This is a genomic window from Algoriphagus sp., from assembly GCF_030694375.1.
Classification (GTDB): Bacteria; Bacteroidota; Bacteroidia; order Cytophagales; family Cyclobacteriaceae; genus Algoriphagus.
On record NZ_JAUXYL010000043.1, the window covers coordinates 1 to 15,396 of the forward strand.

A 15,396-nucleotide genomic window follows, 5' to 3' on the forward strand; every position below is an offset into this window, starting at 1 on the left:
ACCTCGCAAAATCCTCCCAAATGAACATTTTCCCACCATAGGGGGCTTCACTTACCAAATTCTACCTGAAAACCCCCAAATTAGACGAATAGAAAAAGAATTAACCGACTATTATATTTTAGTCGGACAGTAGTGATTAAAAATGCTAAATCAGAAATCATTCTGATCGACAGAAGACACCTTTACCATTTTGGCGCATCTTTAAAAGACCTCGGAAAAAATGGTTTGCTTTTTCTAAGATGGATAGCTTCGTGGAAGTAGTTATTAAGCAGTTGCAACTTGAATAAACATCCTATCTAAAATAAGATTCAAGTGAAAATCAACTAATTTATATATACAAAACTTTAATCCAATTATGAAGAAAATTACTTAAAGAGAGATTATCGCCTTCCTTCTCGGAATTTTTGCTTTGTTTTTATTTGAAAGCATTTACGACTGGGAAGGAACCAAAAAAGCATTTTTGAAAGGATACGAAAGAGGAAGAAATTCGATAAAAATTGACAATTAAATAGGCGCCTTTTTGAACCTTAGAAATTTATATTCTTATTGGAACCGCCTGGTAACCTTTAAATAATGTTATCCTTGCCTAAATGTTGATTGTCCCTAAATTTCCTCCCACGCCTAATGAAAAGCCCCAGCCTCTTTCTCCTTCTATTTGCCTTAGTCTTTTCAGCATCCGCACAGCAGGACGTTAATTACGAGGAAACTCAAGTTCCTGATCTTATTCTTCCGGACCTGTTTGTGGACTTTCAGGGAAATCGGATCATCACTCCGAACGCTTGGGAATCGAAGCGCAGACCTGAACTCTTGGGATTATTTACCAGACATGTCTATGGCCAACTGCCCACCGATTTTGATCAGCAATCGTTCGAAGTCGTAGAGACTCCCAATCATCCACACGTCGAATATGCCAACCTTAAAAAGGTGAACATAACGGTCTCCAGAAATTCAAATTCTCAAACCATCCACTTGCAGATTTACTCCCCAAAGACTGGGAAAGATCCTTTTCCGGTTTTCCTTCTAATCAGCCACAGGGATGTAGAAAAGATAACCGGAGATCCTGAAAACCAATTTTTCCCGATTCATCAAATCGTTTCTCGAGGATATGCGGCAGCTATTTTTGATGTGGAGGATGTCTCTCCGGATGACAAAATCAGATTCACGGATGGGATATTGAATACGCTTTATCCCGAACAGCTTACCCTACCGGACGGAATGAGGGGATTGTCTGCTTGGGCTTGGGGAGCCATGAGGGCGATGGATTATTTTGAAACGGATAAATCCATCGATGAGCATAAAGCTGGCGTGGTGGGACATTCGCGAGGAGGAAAGGCAGCCCTGTGGTGCGGAGCAAACGATACCAGATGGGCTATTACTGTGGCTAACGAATCCGGATGTGGAGGGGCAGCGCTATCCAGGCGGAAGTTTGGAGAAACTATAGACCGAATTAATACCACCTTCCCCTATTGGTTTACAGATAATTTCAAAAAATACAACGGGTTGGAGGAAAACCTTCCCTTAGATCAACACCAATTAATTGCAACCCTTGCACCGAGGGCAGTCTACATCGCCAGTGCTATCGAAGATCAATGGTCCGATCCCAAAGGGGAATATTTGTCACTGAAACTTGGTGCAAGCGTGTACTCCGAAATCTATAAGATCCCGATTTCCCTCCCAGACCAATACAACTATTTCCTCCATACGCTCCACCAAAAGTCAGTCGGATATCATCTCCGGGAAGGAAAGCATGATTTGACCAGTTACGATTGGGAAAAGATAATTGACTTCGCCGATTTACAGTTTGATTGATGTAATAGTACTTCCAGGCTAAGAATTTGGTGATAACATTTTTATCCAGTGTTTCCGAAAATAGTCTTTACGAAATAAATATCTAGTCTTTATGATTCGCATGACATCCAGACTTACTTTTTCATTCAATAATCCCTAACTTCCAGATAGTTACTTTTCCATATCTGCACATGCAAAACTGGACCACCCTAGCTCGCCAAATCCTGTCTCTCGCATTCTTTGCAATTAGTTTGATAGTCGGCTGCTCCTCTCCTTCGCCAACCTATTCGGAATACGAAGATACCACCGCCACTGTCTATGGCCCCTATCGTATGATCAAACTTCCGATCCAAAAAGGGGTAACCATCCTCAATCCCATTCAGTTGGCTTTGAGTCCCGGGGGAACACTCTATGGAGCAAATCAAAGCGGAGAAATTTATACCCTGATTGATTCGGATGGGGACGGGATAGAGGATGAAGCCAAACTGTTTGCTGACCTGAATGAAGTTGGACTTCGCTCCCCCGCCGGATTGGAGTTTAGAGGAGACACTGTCTATGTGGGCACGAGCAGTGAAATTCGGATTTTCCTCGATCGGGATCAGGACAGTAAATCGGATACTTCCTGGACTTTTTTCGATAAGATACCTGTCAGCGAGCATCCCTATGAATGGAGTAGTGCATTGCGTTTTGGGCCGGATGGATGGCTGTATTTTGTTTTGACCACCGATTCATGGAACCCCGGGGCTTCACCTGACCCTATGGGACTGAGGGGCTCCATTGTCAAGGTATCGCCTGATGGGAGGGAATTTGAACTGGTCGCCATGGGAATTCGATCCATTCATGGCATGGATTTCAACACAACAGGTGATTTGTTTTTTGCAGATAATAAAGGTGGCGGCAATCCAACCGAAGAACTGAATCTCTTGCAGGTAGGGAAATTTTACGGTCATAACCCTATGAAATACGAGGGAAAATTTACCGAGGCTATTCCACCGATTTTTTCATTGGAGCATGAATTAGCTCCAAGTGGTATTGAGTTCAATTCACTTGAAAATAAGTTTGGAGGCACAGCCGGCAATCTTTTCGTGGCTTATTATGGGCCAAGTGAGCGCTGGAATCGCGGTGGAGTAGCCCGGGTGACGGTTCAAAAGACAAACGATGGATATCAGTTTGAGGAGCTTCCGGTAGCGGATATTCCAAAACTCTCCGATCTGGCTTTTGGGAGTGACGGCTCACTTTATCTGGCACAGCACGGCATTTCTGACTATTGGTACAATCCCATTGAAACCAAAACCGGGGGATTCTACAAGCTGATTTACGATCCGACAAAGGAAGGCAAACACCCCACCAAGCGTGAAATCAAGAAAGAATCGTTCCCTGAGGCTTCCCTTGAAAATGGCAAACAACTTTTCGTCTTCCGTGCCTGTTCGGCCTGTCACGGTGTGGATGGTGAGTCAGATTTGATTGGCCCCAATTTGAAAGGTGCCGGGAAAGAATTTTCGCAAGAAGAGCTTTTGGAAGAAATCAATGCCCCCTCCAACCGAATCAAAGCAAGTATGATTGCAACGCGGATCACGATGAAGGATGGGAAAGTTTTACTGGGGAGGATCGTTTATTCGGATTCAAGCCAGATCTCCATCATGCTTGTGGGGAATCACATTGTTCAGATCCAAAAGTCGGACATCGAAAAGACCGAGGAAGAGCTAAAATCACTGATGTATGAAAACCTATTGGTCGGATTAAGCGAAAAAGAGGTTAAAGATTTGCTAAACTATATTTCAAGCCTTTAACTATCCCATAAACAGACATGTCGATTGGAACAACAGATATTACTATAAAAATCGTTTTTAGATAAACTCACTCCAACTCATAAACAGTTCCCTCTGCGCACAATTCCACTTCAAAGTCGAGCTTAAGATGTTGAGTAGATTCTTTCAACATATGCTCCAGCTGTTCATCGGATCGGGTAGGTTCATGGTGAAAAAGTGCCAATTTTTTGACCCCACACATTTTTCCAAATGCAATCGCATCTCTCACCGAGCTGTGTCCCCAGCCGATTTTGGTCATGTATTCTTTGGAAGTGTAAGCGGCATCATGAAAAAGAAGGTCGGCGGACTTCGCGATTTCATATCCACTTGTCCATTCCGGATCATTCGGGAAATTGGAGGCTCCCATCTGAAGCTCATGATCTGGCAGGTAAGCAAAAACAGATTTTCCCGAAATTATTCTATAGCCTAAAGTTGGACCGGGATGGCAAATAAATTCGGATTGAATGGTGACTTCACCGATTGAAAACTCACTTTTATTCAACTCATGAATGATCGGATGGCTGGGTAATTCGCTGAGGCGAACCGGAAACAAAGGCGGAGAAAAATACCTACGGAGCCGATTGACCAAGGGCTCATTACTGGTCGAAGGCCCATACAAATGAACTTTAATATTCGGATTGTATAGAGGTATAAAGAATCCTAATCCCATGGTATGATCCATATGGAGATGAGTCAAAAGAACATGAATTTCCTTGATTTCCGGACTTAGGAATTTACCCAAGCGTAAGATTCCTGAACCCCCGTCCAAAATGATGCAGGTATCACCTTGCGTCACTTGGATGCAGGATGTATTTCCACCATACGTATTATTTTCTGGCCCGGAGGCTGGCAAAGAACCCCGACAGCCCCATACTTTCACCCTCATAATTCTTCAGTTTTCCAAAACATAGCCATCGCTCCCAAAAACCGATCAGGCCTTCCCATGATCGGAAAGGAGGTGACCGTAATTTGAAATCGATCACCTTTGAGATTATCAATGTAAAAAGAACCATAGGCAGGACTCTTGGTAGAGATCGTTTGGACTAAAGGCAAATCTTCAGGAACGAGGAGATTTCCATCCCCATCAGTAGGCTTAAAAACAGTAGACCATTCCTCCACCCTCATTCCACCGGTCTCTCCAAACCGTAATCCAAAGATGCTCTCGGCGGCTTCGTTGTAAAAAAGTAAATTTCCGTCAGGATCTACCAAAAAGCAGGGCATACTGAGGCTGTCTCCAAATTGCCTCGCTAAAATCAATTCCAGGGGTTGTGCCGGCATATTCTTAAAGGTCTTCGTTAAAAATTACGAGAAGTTAGCTATTTTTCAGAATAGACAGAACTATCTACTATTTATTTATAAAACAGCTCAATAATCTTTCTTGAAATCAAAAAACTAACTTTTAATCCGCAAAAATGACGATAAAACTCCTTCCTTGTTATTCTCACTTGGTGAGCATTTCTGACATTGTCGGAGCATTGGTTTCAGCACATCAACTATTAGAGCCGGATTTGAATAAAAAATAGATCAGCTGCCTTTCAATAATTGATTTCAAAAGGCATTGGCTCATAATTCAAAAGTGATTAAAAAAATAGGTTTGAGTAGTACTTTTAAAAATCTGGGAATAACTTAATGCATCATTGATTTCTAAGTCTTTCCTTTAACAACTATATGCGTAAATTTTTCCTCATAATTGTCGCCTTTTCGCTTTTTCTGCCAAGGATCCAGGCCCAACAAAGTCAAGAAAACAAAATATTAATGGAGGAATACCTCCGTCAAAGTGAAAAACAGAAAAAAACAGGTTTAATCATGTTAGGCGCTGGTGCAGGATCAGTCATTTTGGGCACTGTCCTCTTTGGAACGGCATGGAATAGTGGAAGTAATTTCGCCGGAGGAGCCAGTGTTTTTTTATTGACTGCCGGAAGTATTTCGACTCTGGTCAGTATTCCTGTCATAGTCAGTTCAGCATCAAATGGAAGAAAAGCAGCGAAACTTGGCATCGGCACGACCCAACTGGTAGCGCCTAGTTCGAGTGGTTTTTCACAAAAAAATTATCCAACCTGGAGTTTTTCGATTCCGCTTAATTCTCAGAAACAATGAAATCGAGCGGCTCTGTCTCAGGCACAATCCCGCTGGTTACAGCATTTCAGATTGAGCTGATTATAGACGCTGCGACCTGCCTGCCGCTGGCGGGGATTCCATATGGCCTTTAAGAAAAAATTATAATCATATGAAGTATTTATTTCTTTACCTGCTGTTGTTGAGCATCTGCACTGAGTCTTTCGGGCAAACTGTGGGACCTTCAGCGCTCCAATTGGACCTGATCCAAAAAAGTGACACCCAATACAAGGCCGGCTTGATTTTCTTGGGAGGAGGGACGGCCCTTACCTTAACTTCGATCGTAATTCCAAGAAATTTCGATTTCGACAGCGGCACAAACAACACCCGGGTTATTTCATTTTTGGCATGGACCGGAGTATTCTCCATTTGCACGAGCATTCCGCTTTTTCTCAGTGCAGGACAAAATGCCCGAATGGCTGCGCGTCTTTCACTGGAAAATCAGGCACTGACCTCGCCGATTCCAATTCCAAATTATGCTAGAAGCATCCCATCGCTAAGCCTGAAAATCCCCCTGTGAGGATTTTCAGATTGGTATTTCATGTGTTTATATTTTGTTTTTTAATTGCCACATGGAATGCCCTAAATAATCATCCCCCTGTGTGAGAAGCCATTCTCATGGGCATTTCATCTGTTTATAATTTGTTTCAATAGGTCAGATGCCCGCCTGTATTCGGACAGGGAATCTCGCATGGTGGATAATCATGCCAGTGTGTGACGTTATCGTCATGCTCGATTTCATCTGTTTATAATTTGATTTTTTTGGTCAGATGGAATGCCCCAGATAATCATCACCCTGTGTGAGAAGCTATTCTCATGTGCATTTCATCATTTTTTCAGCTTTTCAAATAGCCAATTATCAGATTTAACTCCTTGCTCAGGGTAGGTCCAATGACCTGTTTCGGGAATTACAAAAACCTCTTTTGGAGCCTTGATTTGATTGTATGCAGCGTAAAAAGAAGTCGGTGGGCAGGTATCGTCATTGTATCCCCAAGAATAAAATCCCGGTGTTTTTAAGATTCTGGCAAAATTCACTACGTCATAATAAGTGAGCGTCTCAACCACTTTCGGATTGTTATAATATTTGAGATTGCTGTCTGCAAAAATATGGGGCCAGCCTCCGGCTCTTTTATTTAAATAGCCGGTCATATCGCTGAGTGCGGGATAATAAGCAACGAGGTAATTGATCCTTGGATCCAATGCGGCAGTAATAATCGATAAGGCTCCTCCTTGGCTCCCACCCTGTACCCCGAGATTCTGTCCATCATATTGAGGCAAGGAAATCAGAAAATCCACTGCACGGATGCAGCCCAGATACACCCGCTTGTAGTAGTAGAGATCTTTATCCTGAGCGTTAAAATTCCAGTACCCGTTGAGCGCTCCACTCGCCAAATTAGAATAAACTTCCGGCGCAAGGTCTACCGGGATCCCATGAATACCAATTTGCAAAACAATAGCTCCTCGGGCAGCTTTGGCCAAATCTCCTCCGTATGGCCTGATACCAGCGCCTGGCACCTGAAGAATGGCAGGAAATTTACCTTCCCCTTTAGGAACTGTCAATACTCCATACACTCGGCTATTTTTGACATTCTGAAAATTGACATGATAAACATCTACCTTCTCGGTGCTTCGTTCTGGGATGTGCACCATTTTAGGATCCATCGGCACGGCTGCCAGTTCTTGTTTGCCAGCATTCCAAAAAGCATCAAAATCTGAAGGCATCAGTACGGTCGGTACTATTTTTTCAGGCGCAAATGCCGCGGTTCCCAAACCACGGTATTCTTTCCCGTCAACAGTTGCAAAGACTTCACAACGCAGAAACCCCGGCTTTTTCATCCCCTCGACAGAAATACTTGCTTTCCCTTCCTTGAGCACGAGCGGACCTTCTTTGATTGGATTCATTTTTTCCTCCTTTACGAAATACCTGACATTTTCCACGGGAATCGGTCTTCCGGATTGGGTGACAGAAACACTGAATTCTACTTTTTCACCAAGGGTATAGGTCCAGTCTTGATTGACCGGTGAGACAGTTATATCCAGATACTGCCTTGGAATCTGGGCAAAAGAAGTCCCACTGATACTGAAAAAAACCAGAATCAGGAAGATTGATTGATTCTTTAATGCCCTCAGAAGATGGGAAGTATGCATAAGGAAGTTAGTTAGGTTGAAACAAACTATAAACAGTGAATCAGGGGTACAAGATATATATTGGAATTATTTTCAATCACCAAAAGAGATCCCCAATCCTTTCGCCGCCTGAACCAAGGTCCCATTGGGATCGACCACATTGTATGCGCTGATTGCTTCCTTGATCGGAACTGAAGTGTAATCATTGTTTTGCAGTACCACCAGTTGTCCGAATTTCTCACCAAGAACCAATTCCATTGCTTTTACTCCAAAAACTGAAGCTATCACACGGTCAAAAGCAATCGGCGTTCCTCCACGCTGTGTATGGCCGAGCACTGTCTCACGAATGTCTGCCTCGACTCCGGCATCTTTCAACTGCTGACTCAGCGTGTAGCAAACTCCCCCCAATCGAACGGCAATCCTGCCTTCCTCGCCTACTGTGGAAGTAATCGAACCTTCTTTGGCATGCGCTCCTTCAGCAATTACAATATTGACGAATCCCCGTCCATTGTTATACCTACTTCTAATTCGATCGACCACAACATTGAGATCATAAGGAATCTCAGGAATGAGACAAATCTCCGCGCCGCCTGAAATGGCAGTGTACAAGGCAATCCAGCCTGCATTTCTTCCCATCACTTCCATGATCATCACCCGATGATGACTGCTCGCAGTAGTCACGAGTCGGTCAAATGAATCCGAAGCAGTCTGAACAGCAGTTTGAAACCCAAATGTAAAATCTGTTGAGCTCAGGTCATTATCGATGGTTTTTGGCACACCCACTACAGGCATGCCCAATTCAAACATCGCTTGAGAAATAGCCTGAGAGCCGTCACCTCCAATATTGATCACCGCATCAAATCCTTTAGATTTCAGGCGATCCACAAGCCAGGGGATTCGATTAACGATTTTCGTTGTCCCATCAGCTTGCTTTTCAGGAAAACTCAGGGGGTTGCCTTTATTGGTAGTACCGAGGATCGTTCCTCCTCTGACATGAATGCCGGACACTGTGCTTTCCTCCAATTTAGTAAGCCGCATTGGTTCCTCCATGACGCCGTTTAAGGCCTCAAAACTCCCCCATATTTCCCAGTCGCTTTCTAGGGAAGCACGCTTAACAATTCCTCTGATTACAGCATTCAAACCCGGGCAATCCCCTCCGCCTGTTGTAACTAGTAATTTTTTCATGATTGGTAGTATTTAAAAAAGAAACCAAAGCTAAGCTTTTATTCATTTTGGCCTTTTGACTTCGTTTTCTATTTTCTAAATCGTTACCTTAATTTCCTTCTATTACGCTAGCAATCTTTTTAAAAAATTGATTTCTAAAGAATAGGTAATTGGAGCATTTTCCAAAGTCCCGTAATTGAATTAAGAACTCGCGCATGACGCGAGTATCCCAGCTTGGAATAATTATCAATGCTGGGAGATCCCTCTTTCTAGCTATCAGCTATCTGGATGTGCGCTTAATATAAATACTGAACAGCTAAAAATGCCCCTAAAACTATAACCTCAACATTACTCCTCATGATAAACAGTGGCGAAGAGCAAATTAACGACCTCAAAAATCTCAGTAAAAAGGAGCTTGTCATAAGAGCTAAAAAATTTGCTAAGAAATATTACGTGGGAGATGGAAAGAAATTCAGGCTGAAGGACTATTCTACTCAACCCAAAATGACACTTGGTCCTGAAGATAAGCCATTGGTCAAAGAAGCACTTGAACAAGGTGTTCAGGCACTGGCAACACTTCAGGACATTCTATACGCACAGGATAATTATTCTTTACTTGTGATTTTCCAAGCTATGGATGCGGCAGGAAAGGACGGTGGGATCAAGCATGTGATGTCCGGAATCAATCCTCAAGGCTGTCAGGTGTCTTCGTTCAAGGCACCCAGTGCGGAGGAATTGGATCATGATTTTCTCTGGAGATGCTTCAAACGACTTCCCGAGCGAGGCCGAATCGGTATTTTCAATCGGTCATACTATGAAGAAGTTTTGATTGTAAAAGTACACGAGGCAATTCTGAAGAACCAAAAACTTCCACCAAAATTAATTACCAAAAATATCTGGAAGCAACGTTATGAGGATATCCGGAATTTTGAACAATACCTTCACCGTAATGGAACAGTGGTCATCAAGATTTTTCTACACGTATCTAAAGATGAGCAAAAACAACGATTCATCGACAGAATAGACGATCCCTCAAAAAACTGGAAATTCAGCACCGGAGATGTCAAAGAGCGAGCGTATTGGGACCAATATCAGGAAGCCTATGAGGAAATGATCAAAAACACCTCGACCAAAGATTCGCCTTGGTATGTCATCCCGGCAGATAACAAATCTTACGCAAGGATTGGCATTGCCTCAGCGATCATCAGTGCATTGGAACGGATGGATCTGGAATATCCTCAAGTAAGTGCTGAAAAAGTAGCCGAACTTCAAGAAGTTAAGAAAGCGCTTTTGGAAGAGAAGGAGTGAAAGCCGGGAAGTTAGGAAGTTTGGAGGTTAGGAAGTTGGGAAGGAATGAGTCATCAGTGTTCAGTCGCAGTTTTCAGACTATTACAAAACTTCCTTGAAAATGCTTGTTTTGGTGTCTTCATTCTTAATACTTACGTCTTAATACTTATGTCTTGATACTGACCTCTTGGTACTCAAATATCAAATTTTATCCCTTGGGCTAAAGGCAAAGAAGTCGAGTAATTGATCGTATTGGTCTGCCTACGCATGTATGCTTTCCAAGCATCAGATCCGGATTCTCGTCCCCCACCGGTTTCTTTTTCTCCACCAAAAGCTCCGCCAATCTCTGCACCGGAAGTTCCGATATTGACATTGGCAATCCCGCAATCTGAACCTGCCGCTGAAAGAAAAGCTTCCGCCTCCCGCATATTCATAGTCATAATAGCAGAGGAAAGTCCTTGAGGAACACCGTTTTGCAAGGCAATGGCTTCAGGCAAAGTTTTGTATTTGATCAAATATAGGATGGGTGCAAAAGTCTCATGCTGCACTATTTCAAAGTGGTTTTCGGCCTCAAAGATGGCTGGTTTCACATAACATCCCGATTCAAACCCTTCTCCTGAAAGAACGCCGCCGTCTACCACAGCTTTTCCTCCTTCCGCTTTTACTTTATCAATTGCAGTCAAATACCCCTTCACCGCGTCCTGATCAATCAGTGGCCCGACATGATTTTTTTCATCTAACGGATTCCCGATAACCAATTTGGAAAAAGCACCTGCCAATCGGGTTTTCACCTCTTCATAGACATTCTCCTGAACGATTAAGCGGCGTGTGGTCGTGCAGCGTTGTCCTGCTGTACCCACGGCTCCGAACAAGGCGCCCCGAATAGCAATGTCCAAATCTGCGTTTTCGGTGATGATAATGGCATTATTTCCTCCAAGTTCGAGCAAGGATCTTCCAAGCCGTTCCCCGACAGCTTTCCCTACTAATTTCCCCATTCTGGTAGACCCTGTCGCAGAAACCAAAGGCACTCGAGGATCATGAGACATCAATTCTCCAATCTTATAATCACCGATGATCAGATTGGAAACTCCCTCCGGCATTCCATGCTTGGCAAAAATCTTCCCGACAATCAGTTGGCAAGCTACACCGGAAAGGGGGGCTTTTTCGGAAGGTTTCCACAAGCAGACATCCCCACATACCCATGCCAAGGCAGCATTCCATGACCAAACTGCTACGGGAAAATTGAATGCGGAAATAATCCCAACAATTCCCAATGGATGCCACTGCTCGTACATCCGGTGTCCAGGACGCTCAGAATGCATGGTTAACCCATATAATTGACGGGATAGTCCTACTGCAAAATCGCAGATGTCAATCATTTCCTGAACTTCACCCAAACCTTCCTGATAAGATTTGCCCATCTCATAGGAGACGAGCTTGCCGAGATCGGACTTCACCTCACGTAGGGCATTTCCGATTTCCCGGACTATTTCGCCTCGCTGAGGAGCCGGCACGAGTCGCCATTTTTCAAAAGCGATCTGCGCCTGACTGATGATCGACTCATAGGCATCTGAATCTGATAACTGAACTTTAGCAATCAATTGCCCGTCGGCCGGCGACAAAGAAGACAAGTAAGACTCACTGGATTTCAACCAGTTAACCCCAGTAGAGGATCCGAGATTTTCTTGCTTAATGCCTAGATGTTTTAATGATTCTGAAATTCCAAAAGGATCTTGCATGGGGAAAAGGTGTTAATAATGCCTTCCCAAAGCTAAAAAAGAAATTCATGCCAGCCGAGATTAGTCTTTTTTAAAAATCCGCTGAACGATTTTCATGGGATTGTACTTGGGAAAATTTTGGGACAACTTCGGCCCTGCATTGATTTTATAAGCAAAAATAAATCGATAGTTACCAGTGTTGATACTTTGACCCAACTCATTCACTTCAGCAAGTGCAAGATTTTTATATACGTAATTAAGATTGAGGGAAAAGCGTAGCCCATTGTAGCCGGCAAAGCCTCTTAGAAAATACCCGGGTTTCAATTTGGTATTTCTGTCAGCAGTTTCCTGATCGGGAGTCGAAATTGAAAATCCAAGATTAGCAGCAGCTGAACCTGTCAGGAAAAACCCTTTACCAAAAACCAAGGTCCCGATCATCCCTGCATTGGGACCGATATGAAAAAAATCTGCTCGCTCGTAATTTTGATTTGTGGTAAAATCGGATTCAGGAAGTACGAGTGAATCTCCCGAAACTTTAACATAGTATGCCTCTGCGCCGATAAATGGGGAAAATGCGGATTTTTTCTGGATTGCAGATTGCTGAAAAGCCGCCGTTAGTGATATTTTATCTCCATGAAACACATAGTTGGCATTTACGCCAAATTTCCGAATACTCAGATCTGCCCGCGCCAGCTTGTCTTCGCCGGGTCCCTCAACCTTATACCCATTGTAGAATTGTCCAAATAAATCGATGATCCAAAAGGTCGGATAGATGTGCACTTGCAAATCAGTTGTTCTTGGAAAATCCTTTTCCCGCTGAGGGTTCAGAAACTCCAATGGCCCCGCCAGATTCAAGGTGAACTTTTGAAATGTAGCTCCGAACCCGGTGTTTAGACCGGTATTTGGAGAATATACTAATTGAGGATCTGCGACTCGGTATTCGGTGTACTTTTTCGAAGAGTAAAGGCGTAGGACAAGTTTTTCTTCCTGCTCATCGATGTAAGTGGTATCCACTCCGCGGTTTTGAGCCAAGGTGAAAAATGGAATAATGGCTAGCAAGAAAAGAAAAAAGAATTTGGAAGATCTCATTGGGAGGAATACTCAGGTCTAAAGGTAAACAAAAAGAACCCCGAGTTTCGTCGGGGTTCTTTGAAAACTATCAGAGTTCGAAAAATGGATTCTATCTGAATCTCATTTTTTCAAAAAGCAGATTAGAGAAAAGTTGTTAATCACCGGATTAAAAGTATCAATGTATTTCGATTTATCAAATTATTATTTGGATTTTTCTCATATCAATCATTATAACTTGAATAATACCACCGGAGACTCCAACCTCATTTTCCAAAAAAACCTGAACACGGGACAAATAATAATATAAAATGTAGGTATGCTTTCTTACCTATAGCCAAATAAGGTTTGAAGTTCCAAAAAACGAGCTAAGTCACGGGGCACAAGTGTGGACTGTTGACAGTCGTCTCCACCACGGTGGACAGGTGTGGACGATTAGGCACCATTTTCCCAGTTCATTTTTCCTTACTGGCAGAATTGCGGATACTGATAAAATTCAAAAGTTAAAGATTTGGTTAAATACATTGCAGGAAGGGAAAAAACCCAAACTAAAAGAACTTCGACAAGGATCGGGGTACTTTTAATTTGTAAAATGACTTCACCGAATCTCATTTCAAGGTTAGACCATTTTATATCTTTTCACGGCAGACCCTAAATAATTTTTCTACTTTTGAGATCAATTCAATAGTTTACTTTTCATGAGCATAGTTCATTATTATTCAATCTGCTGGAACGAGGAGAAACTACTCCCCTATGTTCTTGATTATTATTCTCCGATCTGCGAAAAAATGATTTTCCTGGATAATGAATCGGATGATCGCTCTCCCGAAATTATTCGCTCGTATAAAAACGCAGAAGTCAGAAACTATTCGTCGAATGGGGAAATACGGGATGATATTTATATTCAGATCAAAAACAACATCTGGAAAGAAAGCCGAGGTAAAGCCGATTGGGTCATTGTCTGCGATGTGGATGAAATACTATACCATCCAGATTTGATTGTAAAGCTGGATGAACTTAAAAAGCACGGCGTTAGTATTATTAAACCTCATGGATTTGATATGTATGCAGAGGACTATCCGGAGCATAGTCTGCTGGAAATAACCTCAGGCATTAAAGACAACAGGCTACTTGGAAAATGCATCATATTTAATCCTAATATGATTGATGAAATCAACTATAAAGCCGGTTGTCACAAATGTTACCCTACCGGCAAACTGAAATTTTACAGAAAAGACGACATCAAGTTACTTCATTACAAATGCTTGAAACTTGATTTTCTTTTAGACCGCTTCGACCAATTGAAAAAACGATTGAGCCAATTTAATATTCAGAATAAATTTGGGAAGCATTATTTGACTGAAAAAGAATTGATTAAAAAGAAATATTATAAAAATTTATCCAACTCCGAAAATGTTTTTAAACCTTCCCCTCAAGGAATCATCGGGTGGGCTTATGACAAATTTGTCAGGAAGAAGCGATGGTAATAAATCAAAAAAAAGACTTTTTATAATTTACTAATTGACAGAATAGCGACTAATCGGAAAATCTAACACTTACATCGGGAAAATGTCTTCTAGCCACCCAAAAATAACATTCGTTTTAACAAGCTGTAAACGCTTCGATCTACTGGAGCCAACGCTTCACAGTTTCCTGCAGTACAACACATATCCGATCGAAGAATACATCATCATTGAAGATAGTCCGGACATCGATAAGCTGAATAACGTTCTGCGGAAATTCCCCCAAATAAAATTCAAGGTCTTATATAACGACCCTCAACTAGGTCAGCTCCGTAGTATTGACAGGGCCTACAGCCATGTGAAAACTGAATTTATTTTTCACTGCGAAGATGACTGGCTTTTTTACAAACCTGGTTTCATCGAAAAATCGTTATCGGTTTTGCTTGAAAAAGAAAAAGTAATCAATGTCTGGCTTCGCGAACAAAACGACACCAACAATCACCCATTGGAATCGGAAATATTCCAGACAACGGACGGAATTCAATTCAAATACTTGCAGACAGGATTTCAGGGAGGCTTCCATGGGTTTACCTTTAATCCCGGACTGCGCCGCACCAAAGATTATGAATTGATTAAGCCCTATGCCAACTGGCCCGATGAAATCGATCTTAGCAACGAGTATTTTCACAAATACCAGTTTCGAGGCGTGATTTTAGTGAATGGTTATGTAAAACATTTAGGAGATCATCGGAAAATCCGATTCAAAATAAATGAAAAAGAATGGGTGAAAACTCTCAAAATTGGCTTAAAACGATTGGGTGCCAATTTGTGCAAGATTTTTGGCATCTAAATCTTAAG

The 15,396-nt window shown here is 42.4% G+C and carries 13 protein-coding genes; 7 read left to right on the forward strand and 6 right to left on the reverse strand.

The annotated features are described in order from the left end of the window. Window positions 1–624 precede the first annotated feature (624 nt). Both Q8M62_RS17800 and Q8M62_RS17805 read left to right on the forward strand, forming a co-directional pair. Window positions 625–1,809 carry a S9 family peptidase gene (locus Q8M62_RS17800; RefSeq protein WP_304899003.1) on the forward strand — a complete coding sequence of 395 codons (1,185 nt, stop codon included), beginning with the start codon at window positions 625–627 and terminating at the stop codon, window positions 1,807–1,809. 170 nt (window positions 1,810–1,979) lie between these two features. Next, the gene (locus tag Q8M62_RS17805; RefSeq protein ID WP_304899004.1) at window positions 1,980–3,578 is read left to right on the forward strand and encodes a c-type cytochrome; all 1,599 of its coding nucleotides are present in this window, start codon (window positions 1,980–1,982) and stop codon (window positions 3,576–3,578) included. Window positions 3,579–3,645: 67 nt separating this feature from the next. On the opposite strand, the gene Q8M62_RS17810 is transcribed toward Q8M62_RS17805, so the two are convergent. Together Q8M62_RS17810 and Q8M62_RS17815 are read right to left on the reverse strand one after the other, a co-directional pair. After that, a complete protein-coding gene (locus Q8M62_RS17810) occupies window positions 3,646–4,482 on the reverse strand; it encodes an MBL fold metallo-hydrolase (protein ID WP_304899005.1) in 837 nt (278 codons plus the stop codon). After that, a complete protein-coding gene (locus Q8M62_RS17815) occupies window positions 4,479–4,874 on the reverse strand; it encodes a PAS domain-containing protein (protein WP_092732916.1) in 396 nt (131 codons plus the stop codon). Before Q8M62_RS17815 ends, Q8M62_RS17810 begins: the two co-directional genes overlap by 4 nt. Before the next feature lie 477 nt (window positions 4,875–5,351). On the opposite strand from Q8M62_RS17815, the gene Q8M62_RS17820 reads away from it, so the two are divergent. Continuing rightward, the gene (locus tag Q8M62_RS17820) at window positions 5,352–5,693 is read left to right on the forward strand and encodes a hypothetical protein (protein ID WP_304899006.1); all 342 of its coding nucleotides are present in this window, start codon (window positions 5,352–5,354) and stop codon (window positions 5,691–5,693) included. A gap of 130 nt (window positions 5,694–5,823) precedes the next feature. Next, window positions 5,824–6,231: a hypothetical protein gene (locus tag Q8M62_RS17825; RefSeq protein ID WP_304899007.1), complete on the forward strand. Its 408-nt coding sequence runs from the start codon at window positions 5,824–5,826 to the stop codon at window positions 6,229–6,231. Between the two features lie 308 nt (window positions 6,232–6,539). On the opposite strand, the gene Q8M62_RS17830 is transcribed toward Q8M62_RS17825, so the two are convergent. Both Q8M62_RS17830 and Q8M62_RS17835 read right to left on the reverse strand, forming a co-directional pair. Further along, the gene (locus Q8M62_RS17830; RefSeq protein WP_304899008.1) at window positions 6,540–7,859 is read right to left on the reverse strand and encodes an acetylxylan esterase; all 1,320 of its coding nucleotides are present in this window, start codon (window positions 7,857–7,859) and stop codon (window positions 6,540–6,542) included. A gap of 72 nt (window positions 7,860–7,931) precedes the next feature. After that, the gene (locus Q8M62_RS17835) at window positions 7,932–9,023 is read right to left on the reverse strand and encodes a 6-phosphofructokinase (protein WP_304899009.1); all 1,092 of its coding nucleotides are present in this window, start codon (window positions 9,021–9,023) and stop codon (window positions 7,932–7,934) included. Between the two features lie 336 nt (window positions 9,024–9,359). On the opposite strand from Q8M62_RS17835, the gene Q8M62_RS17840 reads away from it, so the two are divergent. Then, window positions 9,360–10,310 carry a polyphosphate kinase 2 family protein gene (locus Q8M62_RS17840; RefSeq protein ID WP_304899010.1) on the forward strand — a complete coding sequence of 317 codons (951 nt, stop codon included), beginning with the start codon at window positions 9,360–9,362 and terminating at the stop codon, window positions 10,308–10,310. A gap of 173 nt (window positions 10,311–10,483) precedes the next feature. On the opposite strand, the gene Q8M62_RS17845 is transcribed toward Q8M62_RS17840, so the two are convergent. Beyond that, the gene (locus Q8M62_RS17845) at window positions 10,484–12,028 is read right to left on the reverse strand and encodes an aldehyde dehydrogenase family protein (protein ID WP_304899011.1); all 1,545 of its coding nucleotides are present in this window, start codon (window positions 12,026–12,028) and stop codon (window positions 10,484–10,486) included. Window positions 12,029–12,088: 60 nt separating this feature from the next. Beyond that, on the reverse strand, window positions 12,089–13,096 hold the full coding sequence (locus tag Q8M62_RS17850; RefSeq protein WP_305668234.1) for a DUF4421 domain-containing protein: 1,008 nt from the start codon (window positions 13,094–13,096) through the stop codon (window positions 12,089–12,091). A 677-nt stretch (window positions 13,097–13,773) separates the two neighbouring features. On the opposite strand from Q8M62_RS17850, the gene Q8M62_RS17855 reads away from it, so the two are divergent. Together Q8M62_RS17855 and Q8M62_RS17860 are read left to right on the forward strand one after the other, a co-directional pair. Further along, on the forward strand, window positions 13,774–14,562 hold the full coding sequence (locus Q8M62_RS17855; RefSeq protein ID WP_304899013.1) for a glycosyltransferase family 2 protein: 789 nt from the start codon (window positions 13,774–13,776) through the stop codon (window positions 14,560–14,562). Window positions 14,563–14,644: 82 nt separating this feature from the next. Continuing rightward, the gene (locus tag Q8M62_RS17860) at window positions 14,645–15,388 is read left to right on the forward strand and encodes a glycosyltransferase family 2 protein (protein ID WP_304899014.1); all 744 of its coding nucleotides are present in this window, start codon (window positions 14,645–14,647) and stop codon (window positions 15,386–15,388) included. Window positions 15,389–15,396: the final 8 nt, after the last annotated feature.

What these genes read in the sequence shown, in the direction of transcription:
- Q8M62_RS17805 (WP_304899004.1), top strand. Translation starts at nt 1,980, where the DNA reads ATGCAAAACTGGACCACCCTAGCTCGCCAAATCCTGTCTCTCGCATTC.
- Q8M62_RS17825 (WP_304899007.1), top strand. Translation starts at nt 5,824, where the DNA reads ATGAAGTATTTATTTCTTTACCTGCTGTTGTTGAGCATCTGCACTGAG.
- Q8M62_RS17835 (WP_304899009.1), bottom strand. Translation starts at nt 9,023, where the DNA reads ATGAAAAAATTACTAGTTACAACAGGCGGAGGGGATTGCCCGGGTTTG.
- Q8M62_RS17845 (WP_304899011.1), bottom strand. Translation starts at nt 12,028, where the DNA reads ATGCAAGATCCTTTTGGAATTTCAGAATCATTAAAACATCTAGGCATT.
- Q8M62_RS17800 (WP_304899003.1), top strand. Translation starts at nt 625, where the DNA reads ATGAAAAGCCCCAGCCTCTTTCTCCTTCTATTTGCCTTAGTCTTTTCA.
- Q8M62_RS17815 (WP_092732916.1), bottom strand. Translation starts at nt 4,874, where the DNA reads ATGCCGGCACAACCCCTGGAATTGATTTTAGCGAGGCAATTTGGAGAC.
- Q8M62_RS17860 (WP_304899014.1), top strand. Translation starts at nt 14,645, where the DNA reads ATGTCTTCTAGCCACCCAAAAATAACATTCGTTTTAACAAGCTGTAAA.
- Q8M62_RS17820 (WP_304899006.1), top strand. Translation starts at nt 5,352, where the DNA reads ATGGAGGAATACCTCCGTCAAAGTGAAAAACAGAAAAAAACAGGTTTA.
- Q8M62_RS17810 (WP_304899005.1), bottom strand. Translation starts at nt 4,482, where the DNA reads ATGAGGGTGAAAGTATGGGGCTGTCGGGGTTCTTTGCCAGCCTCCGGG.
- Q8M62_RS17855 (WP_304899013.1), top strand. Translation starts at nt 13,774, where the DNA reads ATGAGCATAGTTCATTATTATTCAATCTGCTGGAACGAGGAGAAACTA.
- Q8M62_RS17840 (WP_304899010.1), top strand. Translation starts at nt 9,360, where the DNA reads ATGATAAACAGTGGCGAAGAGCAAATTAACGACCTCAAAAATCTCAGT.
- Q8M62_RS17830 (WP_304899008.1), bottom strand. Translation starts at nt 7,859, where the DNA reads ATGCATACTTCCCATCTTCTGAGGGCATTAAAGAATCAATCAATCTTC.
- Q8M62_RS17850 (WP_305668234.1), bottom strand. Translation starts at nt 13,096, where the DNA reads ATGAGATCTTCCAAATTCTTTTTTCTTTTCTTGCTAGCCATTATTCCA.